The organism is Streptomyces sp. NPDC026515, from assembly GCF_055567595.1.
In genome coordinates, this window is the sequence record NZ_JBVHQD010000006.1 from 251,618 (window position 1) to 267,317 (window position 15,700).

Genomic DNA, 15,700 nt, shown 5'->3' on the forward strand with positions numbered 1-15,700 from the left:
GACGACGGAACATTCCTCAGGTGTGGAGACGACGAGCACGCACCTCGCCCAGACGAACAACAGCAGCAGATCGAAGACTATGGGCACGTCGTCTGCGTGTTCAGGTGACGTCGGGTCTAGCGCGGGTGATCACGGCCGCACCACAAGCACACCAGATCGAGCGGGGAACAACGGGGAACCACGGTGAAAGCCGCCGAGGCCGAGAGGACAGCGCGCAGGGCGTTCGCCCAGGTCAGCGGATGAGCGGGCCGCAAATGCCTGCAGCTTCCCAAGCTGATGGCGCCGTCGTCTGAGGACGACAAGGCGCGTTGTCAGGTGTCCTCGGGGCTGTCGCCGACACTGCCGGAGTTCGCTTCGGTGGTGGTGCCGGTGACGCGGTCGTGTGCCTTCCCTGCGGCGACCATCACGAGCGCCACCAATCCGCTTAGCTCCAGGATTTTGCCGAGGATGCCGTCCGCGGTCTCGCTGGAAAAGGTCACCGTCATCAAGGACGTCATGACGACGGCGCCGATGAACAGAGAAAAATGCTGACGGCTCACCTCGACCGGGAGGTACTCGACGGCTTCCGAGGCGGTGAAGCTACGGACGCTGTCCTCCAGTTCGGTCAGCAGTTCCTCGGGGACGTCGTCCTCGGGCGTGGCCCGGTAGGCCTCTTCCACTGCGGATGCGGCCGTCGTGAGCTGAGCCTGACTGAGGATACGGAACCCCTCCACCGTACTCATCAGCTGGGGCAGGCCGCTCATGTCGAGGTTGGCCAGCATCTGCCGCTGGGCCTCAGCAACAGAGACCAAGGTCCTGGACAGGTTGGCCATGTCGAGGTTGGCCAGCATCTGCCGCTGGGCCTCAGCAACAGAGACCAAGGTCCTGGACAGGCCGCTCATGTCAAGGTTGGCCAGCATCTGCCGCTGGGCCTCAGCGACAGAGACCAAGGTCCTGGACAGGTTGGCCAGGGCCGGGGAGTCGGCCCGAAGGAGTTGCAGCGACGCCTCGGGCATCTCAGGTGTGGTCACCATGACCGCCACCTTGCCACAGTGCGGGCGGGCCGGGATGTGGGGTCTGCAATTCGCGAGCGGCGAGACGGCAGAGTGTGCTCGCTCAATGATCGATCTCCCCAGAGCTACGCGTTCTAAAGGTTCTGACATCCACTGCTGACATCAATGACGCCGGACGGGGGCGTACACCAGCGGCTCTGTCCGGCCGCCGCACCAGCCGCCGACCACAGTCGAAGCGGGCCCGGATCGAACTCCTAAAGCGGGTGTCGCAGGTTCGAATCCTGCCGGGGGCACAACGCATTACCGCTCTGACCTGGGGTTTATCCCCCAGGGAGGGCTCCTACTCGGCCTCGGACTCCTCGTCCGGGGCCGTTTGCGTGAGCGGACCGATCGCCGGGCTCCGGTATTTCTGCTTAAAGATCAGCACCATCCGGCACACACTTCGGCCGAGATCCTCTGCATCGTCGGGCTCGGGCTCCGCTTCGGGTACGGCGTTCTCGGAGAGGCCTTCCCTGAGAGGCCTTCTCCAAGACTCGGATGCGGTCAGGAACCGCAGCACCCGGCCGGACACCTATCAGGCTGACGCGGAGTCGACGCGGGCTCCCGCGGCTGTTCCCGGCCGACGTCATACCGGGCCGAGTTGACAGTCGATGCGGCTGATCAGCTCGGTTCGGCGGGCGCGCAGCTCGGTCGGGGCGCAGGTGACGGCGATTCGGTGGGCTTCGACCAAGGGGCCGAGCTCGGGTGGGGGCTCGACCACGCCGGAGAAGAGCGGCGCCACCCACGCGGCTGTCGGCGCCTGCGCCTCCACTCCGCCCGGCGAGGCGGCCGGGGCGGGCGGGAGGTGGCCGGCCTGTCCGTGGAACATGCGGGCGGTGAGGATGGCCGCCTCCCAGACGCGCAAGCAGCTTGGTGCGGACGGGTTCCGACAGGCCACCGAGGAAGCTGCGGGCGGGCCACCCCTCCAGGCCCTGGGATGGGGACTGCGGCGTCAAGGGCGCTCCTCTCCTTCTCCGCACCACTTTGATCTGTTTCTGATCCGTGCGAATCAGCTGTTCCAGAGAAGCAGTTGTCAGGGGACCAGGGCAGAGTGCGCGGAGGGTCCACTTGATGCGCTGGGCGCGCGCCAGGGGCGCACACCAGATCGATGAGCGCCCATGCAGCGGCCTCGGCTACTACGCGGATGCCGGCCGACGGGGAAAGGCGTGAGCGAGATCAGCGTTCCGGGCGGATGGCAGACAGTACGCTGAATCGAGCGGGATCGGGCCCGCAGCACAGTGTCCGGGAGGTGCTTCATGACGGCCGAGATGGTGGCCCCGGCGTGGATGCATGAGCAGATCACGGCGGAAGAGTACGAGTCCTGGTCCGACGAGCAGTGCGCCGGCATCGAGATCGTGGACGGGATGGTCGTCGTGAGTCCGAGCGCGTCCAAGCGGCACAACCGGCTGGCCCGTATTCTGGCGAACGCCCTGGATGCCGCCGCGGGCCCGGAGTGGAACGCCGACACGGACTTCGACGTCCGGCTCCAAGACGTCCCGCTCACCAATCGGCGACCGGACGTTGTCGTGTACCGCGCAGACACTATCGACATCACCCCCACCCGGCCTGAGCACGTGCTACTGGTCGCGGAAGTAGTGTCGCCGGGTTCGGAGACCACCGACCGGATTGTGAAGGTCGACCAGTACGCCAAGGCGGGCATCGGCTTCTACTGGAGGATCGAGCAGGCCGCGACAGGCGTCCCTCTCGTGTACACCTACGTTCTCGACCCCGCGACGAAGAGCTACCGGGACGGAGACGTGTTCACCGGCGTCCTCAAGGTAGTGGCCCCGTTCCCGGTGGAGATCGACCTCGGGCAGGTCTGACCTGGCGCTGCTCAGCAGCCGGCAGCGTGTGAGCGATGCGTGAGCGGACGGTCCGACACAGGGCGGCATGAGCCGGATCAAGTGACTCGCCGTGCCGTTCCGACCAGGGGAAACAGCACCGCGCGGCAGCGCCAGGCACCCCCCGGCAGGGATTCGATCCCACTCCTAAAGCGGGTGTCGCAGGTTCGAATCCTGCCGGGGGCACACGATGAAGGGCCGGCTCAGGAAGGGTTTCCCCCTCAGGCTGGCCCTTTATTCTGCGTGCACGCGTGCTACCAATGGCACGTGGATCGTGTGCTGATAGATCAGCGCGCCAGCGAGCTCTTGTGTCCCGGGCGTGTCATCAGCTCCAGACCTGTTGCCTGCGCCTCGAAGGTTGTGGAGGTCCCGCCTGTGGCGCCCACGGGCCTCAGGAACGGCCTGACACAGTCGTCCCGCAAGTTGCTCGTCAAGCCGCCCGGCTGCCACCCGAGCAGACACGTGACCGGTTACGGTCAGGCGCAGCGAACCGCTTCAGGTGGCACGTGTTGCACGCGAGGCGCGGTCGGTCAACTTCCGGTCCCGGACGCCGAGCGCCCCCTTGGCGGGGACCGGGCTCCTTGTGTGTCACTGCCTGACGGTGAAGTACTGCCATGCACCCCAAGTGCTGAGGTTGCCGGTGTCCGCGCTGCTGTGGACGTACTCGGCCCGCATACGGAACTTGCCGGTGACCGCATTGGTCAGGCTCAGCGTCGCATAGCCGGCGCTCGTCGTGCTGAGCGTGTGACAGGAGGATGTGCTCTGCGTGTGCCAGGCACCGCCGTAGTACCGCTGGGTCTGGAATCGCACGCACTGGCCGGCCTTGTCGGGCGTGACCGTGGCGTTCAGCTTGGCCTTGGCGGTGTGGTGGTAGACCCGGTAGAGGAGGCTGCCGTAGTGGGTGCTCCCGTAGTAGCCGCTCAGCGACTCGGACACCTTGGCGTAGGCCGACGCGGTGCTGAAAGCCGTGTTGGGGGCGTAGCGGTAGTCACCGGCGAAAGCTGCGGTGAAGGTGGTCTTGCGGGTGAGCTTGTAGGTCGCGGCCAGGTTGCCGTGGCTGTCCACCGTGCCAGTCGTGACCAGCGCCTTCTTGCCACCGTAAGGCTGGGCGTAGACCGCGAGAGTGCGGCCGTTGTAGGTCGTGCCGAGGTGGGCGGTGACCTTTGCGGTCGCGCCGTAGGCGTACGACGGAGCGTTGGTGGTGACGGACACCGCGGTGGCACTGCGGGAGACCTGGACGGTGGCGGACGCGTTGACGGTCTGGTGGGTGGAGTCACCCGGGTAGGTCACGGTGTAGGTGTTGGCTCCCCCGACCTGCGGGACGTCGGTGATGCTGAAGGTGCCGTCGGAGGACAACGACGCATCGGGCAGCGCCATACCAGCGGGATGGGCCAGGTCGCTCTTGACCACGTGAACGACCTCACCGGATGGGTACGGAGCCGCCGACAGCTGCCCCGAGACGGCCAGTTGGGCCGCCCGGCCGACTGTCGCCGGGGCGGTGAGGTCGAGGGCGGGCAGAACCGGGGGCGGGAGCTGCCACGGAACCGTGAACGTGTACGCGGCCGGCGACTGCGACCGGTTCCCGGCCGCGTCGGCCCCAACGACGTAGAGGGTGTGGACACCCCAGGACAGGGCGACCGTCACACTGCCCTTGCCCTCCGCGTCGACGGGAACCCGGGCCGCGCCGATGCCGGGCTGCTGGTCGAAGGCGTACTCGAAATGGTCCAAGCCGCTGGCCTGGCAGTCCGGAGTCCCCGCCTCGGTGCACCCGGCGGGCAGGGGGTCGCCGGTGGAGCTGAAGCTGAACGTGGTGGGCTGCCCGGCGGCCTTCGTGGGCGTTCCCGGGCTGCCCGCCGGGGGGAAGTCCGGGTTGGTGACGACCGGGGTGGGGGGCGGGCTGCCGTCCAGCCTGAAGTAGCAGGGTGCGGTCGGATTCGAGTACGCCGTCCCGTCGTACGTCGACGCGTGCCAGCCGTAGGTGTGCCCGTCCGCCAATGGCAGCGGGACGTACACGGATTGGGAGAGCACCGGCAGCCCGGCGGCGGACCCGTCCGCCGCCTGCGAACCGTCCACGTCCCACGCGTGGACGACCCCCTGGTACGTCACTCCGTTCACCGTCGGCCGCGGTACGCCGATGGAGACGGTCATGCCCGCGGGCGGCGGACTGGACACGGTGGCCCAGGCCGGGCTGCTGTCGCTGGCGCAGTTCGCACCTACCGGCACCGTGGGCGTCGGCAGTGCCGGGTCGATCGGGGTCTCGTCGGCGACTGCTGCCGCCGGTAGCGCTACCATCACCGCGCCGGCCAGCAGAAGCGCGAGCCAGCCGCGTTGGTGCACGGTTCGATTCACAGGTGTCTTCATTTCAGGCTGGGCCGGGACGGTCGGTGTCGAGTGCCTGTGCTCGCGGCGGGGTCAACGCGCATGGATCCGGTCGTGCACACGGCGGTTGCCCGTCTTTCCGGCACACCCGGCCGTCCGTCCCCCGTTGCTGCGGCACAGAACCGCAGAGCACGCGGAGCGTAACACCGCCTCGGACGACCTCGGCGTTCCTTGATCAACCATTTACTGGACGGGGTACTTGGCTGTCCACACGTCTTCCGCGGCGACCCTGCCGATCGTCTGGCCGGCCAGGCGGTCTCCCTGGCGCTCCGCCATGCAGCAGCCCACGGCGTTCCGCTACGGCGGGTCCGTGTCCGTCGTGGCGGTGGACGGCACGGCAGGGCTCGGGAAGACCGCGCTCGTCGTATGCGCCGCTCATGAGATCCGCCCCCACTACCCGGACGGCTGCCTGTTCGTGGATCTGCGACACAGCATGCGAGGGCAGAAGTTCTCGCCACCGTCGTCGGCCATGCGGTGGAACTCGGCGAGACAAACCATGCCTGCTGGACCGCCGAGATGCCGACTCGGCCGCGCCTACCTCAAGGCAGGCCGCGTCGCCGAGGAACACGAGCAGTGCCGGGCCGCGCAGGCGATCGAGAGGCGCGAGGACCGCGCATAACTCGTCACTGAGTCGGCTCATGTGGTGTCCCCGCGGAACGGATTCAGCACACATGGGGACGGGAAACCCCGTGAACACGCGAGAACTACGGAGGGGTGTTTTCCCAGGCCAGACACCCCGCAGCCGACGTTTCCGCAGGTCACAGCCCTGTCCAGGGAAAACTCCTAAAGCGGGTGTCGCAGGTTCGAATCCTGCCGGGGGCACAACGCATTACCGCTCTGAACCGGGGCTCCTCCTCCGAGGAGGCTCCCCGTTCGGCCCCGGACTCCTCGTCCGGGGCCGTTTGCGTGAGCGGATGGGGAGTTGATCTCCCGAACATCACCCGCCGGATCGGCGTCATCCGGCACGGACTCCTCCGCGCTGTGGGGTTCGGGCTCGGCTTCGGGCTGGGTTCTGGGAGGCGGCGCGGGCGCGCAGTACGAGCCGGGCTACGGCCTCGGCGACCGCCGGGTCCGCCTCGGGGAGCAGGCGAGGACCCGCTGCCACCAACGGCTGAGCCTCGTGGCTCACAACAGAAGTGTCGGTATCCACGGGGTCACCTCACATGGGTGACGACACCCCGCGGACGCCCGCCGGGCCGCGAACTCACGGCGACCCGGCAAACCGTCAACCACGCGATGCCTGCGGCACGGGCACCGGTCGAGCGTGGCGTCACCCGCCTGAAGTCCTGGCGCTTCTTCCGCCGGTCCCGGAGCAGCCCGAATCGAATGACGTCAAATCGCCACTGCCGTCCTCACGCTCCAGCAGTAACGCCGAACGGGCTCGATGCCGTGGGCACGGGCCGCGGTCATTGAATGCCGGAGCGGATTTCCTCAGCGCGGGGAATCCGTCAGAGTCGCACGGCGACCAGAGCGATGTCGTCGGGGGCTCCGCCGGACAGGCCGAGGCGAGCCAGCAGTGAATCGGCCAGAGCCTCCGGAGCGAGGGTGGCGCAGCGACCGAGGGCGTCGGTGAGGCGTTTCAGGCCCGCGTCGATGTCCTCGCCGCGGCGTTCGATCAGTCCGTCGGTGTACAGCACGAGGGTGTCGCCGGGGGTGTAGGACAAGTCCGCCTGGGGGCGGGGGACGGGCTGGAGGCGGGCGCCCAGGGGGGGATCGGTGGCCTGGTCCAGCAGTTCGCAGGCCCCGTCCGGGTGCACCAGGATCGCCGGGGGATGACCCGCATTGCTGTAGATGATCAGGCGGCTGCGGGGATCCACCACCGCCTTGATCACGGTCGTGTTCAGCGCGCCCTCGACCGACCGGGCGTACAGCCCCAGCGCCTCCACCACCAGGGCCGGCCGCTCCAGCGCCCGGGTGGCGGCGCTCAGTGCGCTGCGCAGCATGCCCATGACGGCTGCGGCCTCCAGGCCGTGCCCGACCACGTCACCGACCGCCACCGCGAAGCGACTGTCGGGAAGGTCAACCACGTCATACCAGTCGCCACAGACGTTCAGCGATCCCGTCGCGGGCAGATAGCGCACCGCGATGTCCTGGTGGTGGGCCAGGTCCGGCGATTGGAGCATCGCCTCCTGGAGGGTGACGGCCACCTGACGCTCGCGGTCGTGGGACTGGCGCAGCTCCTCGTTGAGGCGCTGCAGCTCGCGGGCCCGCGCGTACAGCTCGGCCTCCAGCGCCTCCCGCTCGGTCAGCCGCTCCGCCGGCGGCCGCTTCCCGGCGGCGCGGGCCTTGATGAACGCGGTCACGTCCTCCACCCGGTGGATGATCCACTCCACCGTGCCGTCCGGAGCAAGGATCGGTGTGTTGATCGGCGACCACCACCGCTCCTCGAACGCCCCTGGTCGCCCCGCGACAGGGATGTCGTACTTCTGCAGGGCCATCGTGTCCGGTTTCCGCGAGACCAGGACCCGGTGCAGGGAGGCGTTCAGGTTGCGGACCCCGTCAGCGTCGGGATCGGTCGGATTGTCCGGGAAGGCGTCGAAGATGTGCCGCCCGAGCAGGTCCTCCCTGGTGCGGCCGGTCGCCTCCAGATAGGCCCGGTTGACCTCCACGATCACCAGGTCCGCACCCAGCACCAGATACGGACTCGGCGTGGCCGCGAACAGCGCCGCGTAATCCATCCCCGCCATCGCCCTCCGCCTCTACGACCTGCTCCTCCTCCCCTCTCACGCTACGGCTCGCCCCAGCCGGATGCCTGCGCGTCGAGGCCGGCATCCGCGCCTCCGGCCTTCTGCCACGGCAGCGCCCGATGCCTCTCGGAGGACCCCAGTCGGCACGGACTCAGCACATACGAGGCCGGGAAGCCCCGTGAATATATGAGAACCACGGAGGGATGTTCGCCCAAGCCGAACACCCTGCAGCGGGCCTTTCCGCAGGTCACAGCCACGCCCAAGAAGAACTCCTAAAGCGGGTGTCACAGGTTCGAATCCCGCCGGGGGCACCAGGCGAAACGGCCCGGACCGATCATGGTTCGGGCCGTTTTGACGGCAGGCTTTGACGGCAGTCGCCTCTACGTCGCAGTGGCCGATCAACGCCCGGGCTTCATAACGTGTCCCAAAGCGACGAACCCGACGCCGACCGCGCGAAGCGACGGGGAGCGGACACTCCAGCTCACCAGCATGAGCAGGGCCCCGGTGCCCCACAGCCGGGGTTGTCGCACCAGCCGGGAAAGGCGTCGGCCAGGCATCCGTCCGAGCAGCAACGCGTGCACCCCCAGCACAGCCCAACTGATGGCCAGCCCACCCGCTTGGTCAGCTGCTGCAGCAGGCCACCCTCCCCGGTGAGCTTCACCCCACCAGCCTGGGCCCGGGCAACCAGCTCGGCCACCAGCCCGTCATCCACCGCGTTCGTCCCACTCACAGCGGCCTCCACGGCCTCGGAGCCACTCGTCACGTCAGTCATCAACTGTCGCTTCCAGGCCGGGAGTTACACCGCTCCTCGTACAGACCCGCCGCGCACCTTCGCCGTCCTGGAAGAGCAGATGACGACGTGCGTCGGCGCGTCGGAGGTCGAAGAGAAGTCGCCGGACTTGCTCGACTCGTGCGTGTGGGCGTTGACGGACCTCTTCCTCGACGGCTCCGTACCGGGTGCGCCGTCACGCCCGTCCGACAATCGCCTGACCGGTCGTCGCTGACCCGCAGCGACCGTTTGTGGAGCGTCTATGAAATGCGACCAAGCTGCCGTAGTGCCGTTAGCCAGGAATCATCGGGATCGTCGCCGGCGATGTTCTGATATCCGCTGCCGAAGGCTTTGTCGAGCAGGAAGTCGTTGAGTTCGTCGGCGAATTTCTCGAAGACTTCGCTCTGCCACCAGATCACGCCGGTGTCAGGGAATCCCCAGATTTCTCCGGTCGACCGGCGGAGAAACACGGGGTCCTCGTTGATCTTGCCGATGCAGAACCATTCTTCCCGGTTCAGCTGGACCGGTGTCCCTTCCCTGGGATCCGCGTAGAACTGCGAGTCCACGACGACCTTCGCCTCGAAGAGCACCACCGAGCCGAAGATTCCCCCGTCCGCTCTGCTCAGGAAGTCCGCGTAGGCGGCAGGCACGTCAGAGGGGAGGGGGCGCCCGGAGTACCCGGCAGGGACATCGTTCATCATGCCCAGCTCGAAATCATCGGCGAGCAGGGTGCGTGCTGCCGCCAAGAGTTCTTCCAGTTCCGGGGAGATCATTCGGGGCCCTCGATTCTGATCTTCAGAGGAGTGCGGTCAGGAAGGTTCCTGATTTGTTGCCAAATCTGGTTTCCTATGCGCTGGTTGGTGAACGCATCCAGGATATGCAGGTTGGTTGCGGCATCGGTCCCTCCCAATTGCAGCTCCCACACGTGATCCGGGTTCATCCTCTGGAGGGGTCGGTCACGTCCCGGTGGAGGAATACCGGCGGACCGGCCGGGCCCGGGCGGGCAAGTGATCCCGCCCCGGAAGGCGCTGTGCGATCCACGAGCTGGCAATTCGCGTACGCCTCCCGTTGCCACCGCTGTGCGGTGTGCCGGTACCGCCGCCGAGTTCCTCGGTGACACTCGGCGGGTGCACCACGTGGCTCGCGTCGAAGCGCGAGGAGCGTGCGATGCTGGAACCCCGGAGCCCGCCGGGTCTGTGGACCCCGCGTTCTCACCGGCCGGGACGGCATGACACCCAGGACGGCGATGCGCATGACCAAGCAGCAGTGCCGGGATCGTGAGACCAGCCGGCGCCCCACGTCGAGGAACGTGCCACCCGCCTCCGAAGGCTGGGCAGGGTGAGCGTCTCCGCTCCGGCGCAGCCGTCCGTGCTCGCGGGCGGGGTGGTGTCGGCGGCGGCCGTGTCGGGGGACGAAGTCCTTCGTGCGCTCGGTGTCGTCGCCGGGGAGGGCCTGGGCAGTGAGGAGGCCGCGCGACGGCATGCGCAGTTCGGCCCCAATGCGGTCGCCACGCACCGTGCCCGGGTACTCCCGGTGCTGTGGCATCAGCTCCGCTCGCCGTTGCTCGGGCTGCTGGTGGCGGCCGCTGTGGCGTCCTTCCTGGTGGGCGAGCGAGGCGATGCGGTGATCATCGGGCTGATCGTGAGCGCGTCCGTGGGTCTGGGCTTCGTCAACGAGTATCGCGCCGAGAAAGCCGCCGAGGCGCTGCACTCCCAGATCCGCCATCAGACCGTGGCGCTGCGCGACGGCCGGACGACCCTGGTGGATGTCACGGCGCTGGTCCCCGGTGACGTGGTGGACCTGCGTCTGGGTGACATCGTCCCGGCGGACCTGCGGCTGCTGGAGGTCATCGGTCTGGAGTGCGACGAGTCGGTCCTGACCGGCGAGTCGCTCCCGGTGGACAAGACCACTGCCGCGGTCCCGGCCGGGACCCCGCTGGCCGAATTGTCCGGGTGCGCTCTCATGGGCGCGGTCGTTCGGACAGGCGCTGCCCGCGGCGTAGTGGTGGCCATCGGAGCACACACCGAGTTCGGCAAGATCGCCGCCGGGCTCGACACCCACCCTCTCGACACCGAGTTCCAGGTCGGACTGCGGCGCTTCTCCCTGCTGCTGGTCTACGTGGCGGGCGCGTTGACCAGCTCGATCTTCGTGATCAACGTAGTGCTTCACAAGCCGATCATCGACGCCTTGCTGTTCTCGCTGGCCATCGCGGTCGGTATCACCCCGCAGCTGCTGCCCGCCGTCGTGTCGACCAGTCTGGCCGCCGGGTCGCGCCGGATGAGCCGGCGCAAGGTGCTGGTCAAGCGGCTGGTCTGCATCGAGGACCTGGGCGATGTCGATGTCCTGTTCACCGACAAGACAGGCACGCTCACCCTGGGCCGTATCGAGTACATGCGCGCCGTTCCCGCCAGTGACCTCGATTCCGGGACGGTGGTGAAGTGGGGGCTGCTCAGTACCGACAACGCGGCGCGGGATGCGCGGGATGTCGGCGGGAACCCGTTGGACCAGGCCCTGTGGCGGTCTCCGGCCGCCGCGGGCGAGCGGGCCGCGCTGGACGGGTACACCCAGGTCGCGGTGCTGCCCTTCGATCACGAACGGCGCATGATCTCGGTCCTCGTGCGGGACAGGGACGGCCGTTCGAGCCTGGTCACCAAAGGCGCTCCGGAAACTGTCCTGGACCGCTGCGTCGACGTCCCGCCCGAAGCCCGCGACGCGCTGGCGGCCGAGTTCGCGGCAGGAAACCGCGTGATCGCCGTCGCCACCCGGCCCGTCGCCCCCGGAACGCAGGCCGTCGAGCCCGGGGACGAGAGGGAGCTGAGCCTGGCCGGGCTGCTGGTGTTCCTCGACCCGCCCAAACCGGGCGCCGCCACAGCGCTGCGCAGACTCGCCGACCTGGGCATCGCGGTGAAGGTCGTCACCGGCGACAACGCCGCGGTCGCCGCCAAGGTCTGCCATGACCTCGGCCTCACCGACGCGGGCGCGATGACCGGCAGCGAGGTCGATGCCCTGGACGACGCGCATCTGGCCGAAGCGATCACCGGGACCACCGTCTTCGCACGCGTGAGCCCCGAGGCCAAGGCCCGTATCGTGCACGCGCAACGGCGCAGCCGCGGCGGCGTGGCGTTCCTGGGCGACGGAGTCAACGACGCACTGGCACTGCACGCGGCCGACGTGGGCATCTCCGTCGACTCGGCAACCGATGTCGCCAAGGACGCGGCCGACGTCATCCTGCTGGAGAAGGATCTCGACGTCCTCGCGGACGGTGTGGCCGAGGGCCGCAGGATCTTCGCCAACACCATCAAGTACGTGCTGATGGGCACTTCCAGCAACTTCGGCAACATGGCCTCCGCCGCGGGCGCCTCGCTGTTCCTGTCCTTCCTGCCGATGCTCCCCTCACAGATCCTCCTGAACAACCTTCTCTACGACAGCAGTCAGCTGGCCATCCCGACCGACAACGTGGACGAGGACCAGCTGCGCAAGCCCTCGCACTGGGACATCGCCTTCATCCGCCGGTTCATGATCTCCTTCGGGCCGCTCAGCTCGGTGTTCGACTTCGTCACCTTCGGCGTCATGCTCTGGGTCTTCCACTCCGGCCCGGCCCAGTTCCGCTCCGGCTGGTTCGTCGAGTCGCTGGCCACCCAGACCCTGGTGATCTTCGCCATCCGCACCCGGCGCATCCCGTTCTTCCGCAGCCACCCCAGCCTGCCGCTGACCCTCGCCGCGCTCGGCGTCGTCACCATCGGCGCGGTGCTGCCGGCCACCCCGCTCGCCCACACCCTGGGCTTCCAACCGCTTCCGGGAGGGTTCTTCGCCACGCTGGTCGGCATGATCCTCGCCTACCTGGCCCTCATCGAAATCGGCAAACGGCTCTTCTACGGGGCCGCAGGCGCGCCACCTCCGGTTCCCAGGCACTATGCGCGCCATCGCCACCTGCGGCGCCGTGCCGGCCGCTTCAGCACTGCCGCCCCCCACCGCACGCCGGTCGACGGCCCGCCGTGATGCGGACCGTCAGCCGTGCGGCGAGCGGCGCACAGGGACGCCGGATCACCACGCGGTGGACCGCCGGGCGCACGTCCGCCTGGCGGTCCACCGCGGGCTTGCCCCCACAGGAGCGCTCACGTGGTTTCGGTCCCTCCGTTCGGTGCCGGCACGCGAGCAGAACCGGCCAGGTCGAGGGGCGGTGCGAGCGTGGGGGACGGCGGCGCCGTTGCGCCGGCCGCGTTCGCTTCGCGGGCGAGGAAGGAGCCGAGTTCGCCTATGGTGCTCATCAGCGGTGCCGGGAAGACGACGGTGGTGTTCTTGTCCACACCGATCTCGACCAGACTCTGCAGATTGCGCAGTTGCAGGGCGAGCGGATGGGCCATCATCGTGTCGGAGGCGTCCCCCAGGGCGGCAGCGGCCAGCGACTCACCCTCGGCGTTGATGATCTTGGATCGCTTCTCCCGCTCGGCCTCGGCCTGCCTGGCCATCGCGCGCTTCATGGATTCGGGCAGCTGGATGTCCTTGAGCTCGACCAGGGTGACCTCCACGCCCCATTCGGCGGTGGTGATGTCGAGGATCTGACGGATGTCCAGGTTGATGCGGTCGGTCTCGGACAGGGTCTCGTCCAGGGTGTGCTGACCGACGACCTTGCGCAGGGTGGTCTGGGCGATCTGGTCGATCGCGGAGTTCACGTTCTCGATCGCGATGACCGACTTGACCGCGTCGACCACGCGGAAGTAGGCCACGGCGGAGACGTCGACGCTGACGTTGTCCTTGGTGATGATGCCCTGGGACTGGATCGGCATGGTGACGACCCGCAGCGACACCCGGTGCAGGGCGTCGACGAACGGGATGATGAACCGCAGCCCGGGGGAGCGTGTTCCGACGAGGCGGCCGAAGCGGAACAGCACTCCGTTCTCGTACTGCTTGACGACCTTCACGGCCATGGCGAGCACCACGAGGGCCACGAGGCCGACCACGACGATGAGAACGATCAGGAGTTGCATGCTGGGCTCCTCGGGACGAGGACCGGGGCGTTCGCGCGAGGTCCTGGCAATGGGTCGGCGGAGCACGTGACGCCAAGGGGAGCGAGCACACCGTGATGTGCTCGTGGCCGTCGCGAGGGCGCGATTCACCGGGACCGGCGCCTGAGGCGTGAGAACCCGATGAGGACCGGCCGTGTGTCCAGCATCGCTCGTCGCGGACCACACCGCATGGGCCGAACGGTCCCCACCGTGCCGGCCCCCGTAACGGGCGCAGGGGTCAGCCCTGTTCCGCGGGGAGGGGGGCGGCCCAGTCAAGGGTGGTGCCGGTGGGCCGGTGCGGGGCGATGGTGAGGGTTCCGCCGAGTTCCGTGGCACGGGTGCGGAGGTTGGCCAGTCCGCTGCGACGCGTGCGAGCCGGGTCGATGCCGCGGCCGTTGTCGGAGACCCGCAGCATCAGATGCGTGGCGGTGGCCTCGACCATGACGTCCACGGTGGTGGCGTGGGCGTGCCGGGCGGCGTTGGCGAGGGCTTCGCGGAGCACGGCGAGCAACTGGTCGGCGATGTCGTCGGCTACGCGGGTGTCCAGCAGGCCGGTCATGCGCAGGGCGGGAGTGAAACCCAGGGTCGCGGCGGCCTCGCCCGTCTCGGCGACCAGGCGCGACCTCAGGCGCGTGTGCCCGGTGCTGTCGCGCTGCCCCAGAGCGTAGATCGTCGACCGGATGATCTTGATGGTGTCGTCGAGGCTGTCCACGACCTGTTGGATTCGCTCCGCGGCCTGCGGGTGGTCGGAGACCTGCGCGAGGACCGATTGCAGGGTCATTCCTCCGGCGAACAGGCGCTGGATGGCCAGGTCGTGCAGGTCGCGGGCGATGCGGTCACGGTCGCCGAGGAGCAGGAGCTGTTCGGCGGCGCGGCGGTGCTCGGCGATCTCCAGGGCGAGTGCGGCGTGGTTGGCGAATCCGGCGATCATGGCGACGGTCGCGGCGGTGAAGGCGGGACGGCCGGGGAGACCGGCGACCTGCAGGACGCCCCGCACGTGCTCGGGGGTGCCGAGCGGGACCAGGAAGACCGGCCCCAGGGCCACGGGGAGGGTGTCGTGTTCGGTTCGAGGGTCGGAGTTCCAGTCGTCGGTCGTGATCGTCTCACCTGAGGTATAGACCTTCGCGGCCAGCGCGGTGGCCGGCAGAACCAGCCCGCGTACGCGCTCGGCGTCCGGACCGGAGGTGGCTTCGACGACCAGGCCGCCAGTGCGGGGGATGGGCACCGCGAGAGCGACCAGATGGGCGTCGGCCATCTCGCAGATGGTGGCGGTGAACGTGTCCAGGGCCTCGGCCGGGGAGGTGCCGGACAGCAGGCTGCGGGTCAGTTCGCTGCTGGCCGTCAGCCAGCGTTCGCGGCGCTGTACCGCCTCGTACAGCCGGGCGTTGTCGACCGCCACCCCGGCGGCCGCGGCCAGCGTCGCCAGCACCGCCTCGTCATCGGTGCCGAACTCGGCACCACCGCGTTTGTCGGCCAGGTACAGATTTCCGAACACCGCATCACGCACCCGGACGGGAACACCGAGGAAGGTTCGCATCGGCGGATGCCCGGCCGGGAAACCAGCGGCGTCCGGGTGCTCGTTGAGATCGGCCAACCGCAGCGAGTGCGGCTCGCGGATCAACAGCCCGAGGATTCCCCGGCCCTCCGGACGGTGCCCGATCGCGGCGCGGGTCTCCTCGTCCATCCCGTACGTGATGAACTCTTCGAGACCGCCTTCATCGCCCCGTACGCCCAGCGCCCCGTACTCGGCGTCGACCAGGGTGACCGCGGACCGCACGATCTGCCGCAGCACCGCACCCAGGTCCAGCTCGGTCCCGACAGCCAGAACCGCCTCCAGCAGTCCGACCACCCGCTCCCGGGCGGAACGCACTCGCGTGATCTGGGCCTGTACCTCCTCCAGTTGCTCGTCCAACCGGATGCGGGGCGCCACCCGATCTCCGGTACGCCGCGTAGCGCCCGTGTCCTCGTCCACGCCGACTCCCCTCGG

10 protein-coding genes and 2 pseudogenes are annotated in these 15,700 nt (G+C 68.6%); 4 read left to right on the forward strand and 8 right to left on the reverse strand.

Going from position 1 to position 15,700, the window contains the following annotated elements; translation table 11 throughout:
* Positions 1–311: 311 nt before the first annotated feature.
* Positions 312–1,013 (reverse strand): hypothetical protein, encoded by a 702-nt coding sequence (locus tag ACZ4O3_RS14275; RefSeq protein ID WP_467722279.1) that lies wholly within the window; start codon positions 1,011–1,013, stop codon positions 312–314.
* 604 nt (positions 1,014–1,617) lie between these two features.
* Positions 1,618–1,896: a hypothetical protein gene (locus ACZ4O3_RS14280; RefSeq protein ID WP_467722280.1), complete on the reverse strand. Its 279-nt coding sequence runs from the start codon at positions 1,894–1,896 to the stop codon at positions 1,618–1,620.
* A gap of 391 nt (positions 1,897–2,287) precedes the next feature.
* Between ACZ4O3_RS14280 and ACZ4O3_RS14285 the strand changes: the two genes are divergently transcribed.
* Positions 2,288–2,854, forward strand: coding sequence for a Uma2 family endonuclease (locus tag ACZ4O3_RS14285; protein ID WP_362719138.1), 567 nt, complete (start codon positions 2,288–2,290; stop codon positions 2,852–2,854).
* Between the two features lie 606 nt (positions 2,855–3,460).
* On the opposite strand, the gene ACZ4O3_RS14290 is transcribed toward ACZ4O3_RS14285, so the two are convergent.
* Positions 3,461–5,221 (reverse strand): hypothetical protein, encoded by a 1,761-nt coding sequence (locus ACZ4O3_RS14290; RefSeq protein WP_467722281.1) that lies wholly within the window; start codon positions 5,219–5,221, stop codon positions 3,461–3,463.
* Between the two features lie 304 nt (positions 5,222–5,525).
* On the opposite strand from ACZ4O3_RS14290, the gene ACZ4O3_RS14295 reads away from it, so the two are divergent.
* Together ACZ4O3_RS14295 and ACZ4O3_RS14300 are read left to right on the forward strand one after the other, a co-directional pair.
* A complete protein-coding gene (locus ACZ4O3_RS14295) occupies positions 5,526–5,870 on the forward strand; it encodes a hypothetical protein (protein ID WP_467722282.1) in 345 nt (114 codons plus the stop codon).
* A 545-nt stretch (positions 5,871–6,415) separates the two neighbouring features.
* Positions 6,416–6,620 (forward strand): annotated as a pseudogene (locus ACZ4O3_RS14300) (transposase family protein); the annotation flags it as partial.
* A gap of 79 nt (positions 6,621–6,699) precedes the next feature.
* Here the strand turns inward: ACZ4O3_RS14300 and ACZ4O3_RS14305 are convergent.
* From ACZ4O3_RS14305 to ACZ4O3_RS14315, 3 genes and pseudogenes are all read right to left on the reverse strand, one after another.
* Complete coding sequence (locus tag ACZ4O3_RS14305; RefSeq protein WP_467722283.1) at positions 6,700–7,938, reverse strand: PP2C family protein-serine/threonine phosphatase; 1,239 nt, start codon at positions 7,936–7,938, stop codon at positions 6,700–6,702.
* A 610-nt stretch (positions 7,939–8,548) separates the two neighbouring features.
* Positions 8,549–8,710, reverse strand: a pseudogene (locus ACZ4O3_RS14310) (IS256 family transposase); the annotation flags it as partial.
* Between the two features lie 257 nt (positions 8,711–8,967).
* The gene (locus ACZ4O3_RS14315) at positions 8,968–9,480 is read right to left on the reverse strand and encodes a hypothetical protein (RefSeq protein WP_362717236.1); all 513 of its coding nucleotides are present in this window, start codon (positions 9,478–9,480) and stop codon (positions 8,968–8,970) included.
* A 565-nt stretch (positions 9,481–10,045) separates the two neighbouring features.
* Between ACZ4O3_RS14315 and mgtA the strand changes: the two genes are divergently transcribed.
* Entirely contained in the window at positions 10,046–12,706 is a 2,661-nt protein-coding gene (gene mgtA / locus ACZ4O3_RS14320) for a magnesium-translocating P-type ATPase (RefSeq protein WP_467722284.1), read from the forward strand.
* A 116-nt stretch (positions 12,707–12,822) separates the two neighbouring features.
* Here the strand turns inward: mgtA and ACZ4O3_RS14325 are convergent, their stop codons facing one another.
* Positions 12,823–13,695: a slipin family protein gene (locus ACZ4O3_RS14325; RefSeq protein ID WP_362717889.1), complete on the reverse strand. Its 873-nt coding sequence runs from the start codon at positions 13,693–13,695 to the stop codon at positions 12,823–12,825.
* A gap of 256 nt (positions 13,696–13,951) precedes the next feature.
* Entirely contained in the window at positions 13,952–15,685 is a 1,734-nt protein-coding gene (locus tag ACZ4O3_RS14330; protein ID WP_467722285.1) for a sensor histidine kinase, read from the reverse strand.
* Positions 15,686–15,700 lie beyond the last annotated feature (15 nt).

What these genes read in the sequence shown, in the direction of transcription:
- ACZ4O3_RS14275 (WP_467722279.1), bottom strand. Translation starts at nt 1,013, where the DNA reads ATGGTGACCACACCTGAGATGCCCGAGGCGTCGCTGCAACTCCTTCGG.
- ACZ4O3_RS14285 (WP_362719138.1), top strand. Translation starts at nt 2,288, where the DNA reads ATGACGGCCGAGATGGTGGCCCCGGCGTGGATGCATGAGCAGATCACG.
- ACZ4O3_RS14295 (WP_467722282.1), top strand. Translation starts at nt 5,526, where the DNA reads ATGCAGCAGCCCACGGCGTTCCGCTACGGCGGGTCCGTGTCCGTCGTG.
- ACZ4O3_RS14305 (WP_467722283.1), bottom strand. Translation starts at nt 7,938, where the DNA reads ATGGCGGGGATGGATTACGCGGCGCTGTTCGCGGCCACGCCGAGTCCG.
- ACZ4O3_RS14315 (WP_362717236.1), bottom strand. Translation starts at nt 9,480, where the DNA reads ATGATCTCCCCGGAACTGGAAGAACTCTTGGCGGCAGCACGCACCCTG.
- ACZ4O3_RS14325 (WP_362717889.1), bottom strand. Translation starts at nt 13,695, where the DNA reads ATGCAACTCCTGATCGTTCTCATCGTCGTGGTCGGCCTCGTGGCCCTC.